The sequence below is a fragment of the Micrococcus sp. HMSC31B01 genome, assembly GCF_001816085.1.
GTDB classification, from domain to species: Bacteria; Actinomycetota; Actinomycetes; order Actinomycetales; family Micrococcaceae; genus Micrococcus; species Micrococcus luteus.
Genome location: NZ_KV824826.1, coordinates 1 through 1,917, shown reverse-complemented (window position 1 = coordinate 1,917; position 1,917 = coordinate 1). Strand labels below are relative to the sequence as shown.

Below are 1,917 nucleotides of genomic sequence, written 5' to 3'. Positions count from 1 at the left end.
CGGCCTCGCCGCCTGGCCCGCCTGACCCCCACCCCGACGAACCCTGCGAGATGGCCCCCACCGCGGGCCGGAGGGGCCATCTCGCAGGGTTCGTTCGCACGCGCACGGGCGCGGCGGCCCTTCCGTAGACTTGCGCGGGTGAAGCCCGAAGACCTCTCCGCCCTGCTGTCCGCTGTCCTCACCGACGCCGTCGATGCCGGTGACCTCCCCGCCGCGCTGCGGGAGGAGATCACCCCCGCGCGCGTGAAGGTGGAGCGACCCCGCAGCCGCGAGCACGGCGACTGGGCCACCAACGTCGCCCTCCAGCTGGGCAAGAAGGCCGGGATGGCCCCGCGCGACCTCGCCGGGCTCGTAGCCGAGCGCCTGACCGACAAGCCGGGCATCGCCGCCGTCGACGTCGCCGGCCCCGGCTTTCTCAACGTCACCCTGGACGCGGCCTCGGCCGGCGCCCTGGCCCGCGAGATCGTCGAGGCCGGCCCGGAGTACGGCCGCAACGACGCCCTGGCCGGGCACACCGTGAACATGGAGTTCGTCTCCGCCAACCCCACCGGCCCGCTGCACATCGGACACACCCGCTGGGCCGCGCTGGGCGACGCGATCGCCCGCCTCCTGCGCGCCTCCGGCGCGGACGTCACCGCCGAGTACTACGTCAACGACGCCGGCAACCAGATGAACGTGTTCGCCGACTCGGTCCTCGCCCGCCTGCACGGCCGCGACGTCCCCGCGGGCGGCTACCCGGGCGCGTACGTGCAGGAGCTGGCCGACGCCGTCGCCCTCGAGCACCCGGACGTGCGCGAGCTGACGGACGAGGCCGCCCGCCCGGTGGTCCGCGAGGCCGCGTACCGGCTCCAGATGCAGGACATTAAAAACACGCTCGCCGCCTTCGACGTGCACTTCGACGTGTTCACCTCGGAGCAGACGCTCCACGACTCCGGCGCGATCGAGCAGGCCGTGCAGCGGCTGCGCGCGCAGGGCCACGTCGAGGACCGCGAGGGCGCGGTGTGGCTCAAGACCACGGACTTCGGCGACGACAAGGACCGCGTGCTCATCCGCGCCAACGGCGAGCCCACCTACTTCGCCGCCGACGCCGCGTACTACCTCCACAAGCGCGACCGCGGCTTCGAGGAGAAGGTGTACCTGCTCGGCGCCGACCACCACGGCTACGTGAACCGCCTCAAGGCGATCGCCGCCGCCGCCGGCGACGACCCGGCGACGAACATCGAGATCCTCATCGGCCAGCTCATCTCGGTCAACGGCGCGAAGCTCTCCAAGCGCGCCGGCAACATCATCGAGCTCAAGGACCTCGTGGAGTGGCTCGGCCGCGACGCCCTGCGCTACGACCTGGCCCGCTACCCCGCGGACTCGCCCCTGACGATCGACCCCGAGCTGCTGCGCTCCACCACGAACGACAACCCCGTCTACTACGTGCAGTACGCCCACGCCCGCGCCTCCGGCGCGGCGCGCACCGCGCAGGCCCACGGCGTGGACCGCTCCGAGTTCGACGCCGCCCTGCTCACCCACGCCACCGAGTCGGAGCTGCTGGCCCAGCTGGCGGAGTTCCCGGCCGTCGTCGGCGCGGCGGCGCGCCTGCGCGAGCCCCACCGCGTGGCCCGACACCTCGAGGTGATCGCCGGGGCCTACCACTCGTGGTACGCCGCCTGCCGCATCGTGCCCATGCCCACCGACGACGGGACGCCGCGTCCCGTCGAGACCCTCAACCGCACCCGCCTGTGGCTCAACGACGCCACCGCCCAGGTGCTGGCCAACGGCCTCGGCCTGCTCGGCGTGACCGCCCCGGAGAAGATGTGAGCGCCCGGATGACGACGCCGCAGCCCGCCCCCGCCTCCCCGCTCGCCCCCGCCTGGCTCCCCGCGCCGGGGGACCCGGACGCGCTCGTGCCCGGCCTGTGGGCCGCCG

1 protein-coding gene is annotated in these 1,917 nt (G+C 73.9%); it reads left to right on the top strand.

The annotated features are described in order from the left end of the window. Positions 1-138: 138 nt before the first annotated feature. On the top strand, positions 139-1,809 hold the full coding sequence (argS, locus tag HMPREF3105_RS00430) for an arginine--tRNA ligase (RefSeq protein ID WP_069942038.1): 1,671 nt from the start codon (positions 139-141) through the stop codon (positions 1,807-1,809). Positions 1,810-1,917 lie beyond the last annotated feature (108 nt).